This window comes from Kutzneria sp. 744, assembly GCF_000568255.1.
Taxonomy (GTDB): domain Bacteria; phylum Actinomycetota; class Actinomycetes; order Mycobacteriales; family Pseudonocardiaceae; genus Kutzneria.
Map to the genome: position 1 here is coordinate 1,719,115 of NZ_KK037166.1, position 1,525 is coordinate 1,720,639.

A 1,525-nucleotide genomic window follows, 5' to 3' on the forward strand; every position below is an offset into this window, starting at 1 on the left:
CCGTCACGTACTTAGATGGAAGGCATGGAGTACACGAACCTCGGCAGGACCGGGCTGTCCGTCTCGCGCCTGTGCCTGGGCACCATGAACTTCGGCTCCCAGACCGACGAGGCCACCAGCCACGGCATCATGGACGAGGCACTGGACAAGGGCATCAACTTCTTCGACACGGCCAACGTGTACGGCGGCGCCGCCGGCAAGGGCCGGACCGAGGAGATCATCGGCGACTGGTTCGCCTCCGGCGGCAACCGCCGCGAGCGGACCGTGCTGGCCACCAAGCTCTACGGCGCCACCGGCGACTGGCCCAACGAGGGCAAGCTGTCGGCGCTCAACGTCCGCCGCGCGATCGACGCGTCGCTGCGCCGGCTGCAGACCGACTACGTCGATCTGTACCAGTTCCACCACGTCGACCGGGCCACGCCGTGGGAGGAGCTGTGGCAGGCCTGCGAAACCCTTGTCGCGCAAGGCAAGGTGCTCTACTTCGGGTCGTCCAACTTCGCCGGCTGGCATCTGGCCGTGGCGCAGGCCGAGGCGGCCAGGCGCAACTTCCTCGGGCTGGTCGCCGAGCAGTCGCACTACAACCTGCTCACCCGTGAGGTCGAGCTGGAGGTGCTGCCGTCGGCCCAGGCCCACGGCATCGGCGTGATCCCGTGGAGCCCGTTGGCTTCCGGGCTGCTGGGCGGCGCCGTCCGCGGGCAGCGCGAGGGCAAGCGCCGCTACAGCGACTTCCTGGCCAAGACCCTGGAGAAGCGCCGCGAGCAGCTCGGCCAGTGGGAGGACTTCGCCGAGAAGCTGGGCCAGGAGCCGGGCGACCTGGCCCTGGCGTGGCTGCTGCACCAGCCGGCGGTGACCGCCCCCATCATCGGCCCGCGCACCACCGAGCAGTTCGCCGGAGCGCTGAAGTCGTTGGAGATCACGCTGTCCGCCGAGGACCTGGCGGCGATCGACGAGATCTTCCCGGCCTACAAGACAGCCCCGGAGCACTACGCCTGGTGACGGGCCGCGACCGTGAGGTCGGCGACCAGTCCCTGGTACGCCGCCTCGCGGTCGGGCGCCCGCAGCACCGCCGACGGATGCACCGTCGCCACGGCGGGAACGCCCTGCTCCAGCTCGACGATCTCGCCGCGGTGCCGGGTGAGCCGAAACCCGCTGCCCAGCAGGGCCGATGCCGCCGTCGCCCCGAGCAGCACGACCAGTTCCGGCTCGACCCGGTCCAGCTCGGCCAGCAGCCACGGCCGGCAGGCCGAGATCTCACCCTGGCCGGGCTTGTTGATGCGGCGCTTGCCGCGTTCCGGCAGCGTGAACCTGACGTGCTTGACGGCGTTGGTCAGCTAGACCTCGGCCCGGTCGATGCCGGCGTCGACCAGCGCGCGGTCCAGCAGTTTTCCGGCTGGGCCGACGAATGGCCCGCCTTCGACGTCCTCCCGGTCGCCCGGTTGCTCGCCGACCAGGAACAGCCTGGCGTCGGCCGGTCCTTCGCCGTACACCGTCTGTGTGGCGTCCTTGTGCAGCTCGCAGCCGTGGC

At 70.6% G+C, this 1,525-nt stretch carries 1 protein-coding gene and 1 pseudogene; one reads left to right on the forward strand and one right to left on the reverse strand.

Annotated features, from left to right (window positions below; genetic code table 11):
- The first annotated feature begins 24 nt into the window (after positions 1 to 24).
- Positions 25 to 996, forward strand: a complete 972-nt coding sequence (locus KUTG_RS07535) for an aldo/keto reductase (RefSeq protein ID WP_043715924.1) — start codon at positions 25 to 27, stop codon at positions 994 to 996.
- Here KUTG_RS07535 and KUTG_RS07540 read toward each other — a convergent pair.
- Positions 984 to 1,525, reverse strand: a pseudogene (locus tag KUTG_RS07540) (UdgX family uracil-DNA binding protein); the annotation flags it as partial. The gene KUTG_RS07535 and the pseudogene KUTG_RS07540 overlap by 13 nt on opposite strands.

What these genes read in the sequence shown, in the direction of transcription:
- KUTG_RS07535 (WP_043715924.1), top strand. Translation starts at nt 25, where the DNA reads ATGGAGTACACGAACCTCGGCAGGACCGGGCTGTCCGTCTCGCGCCTG.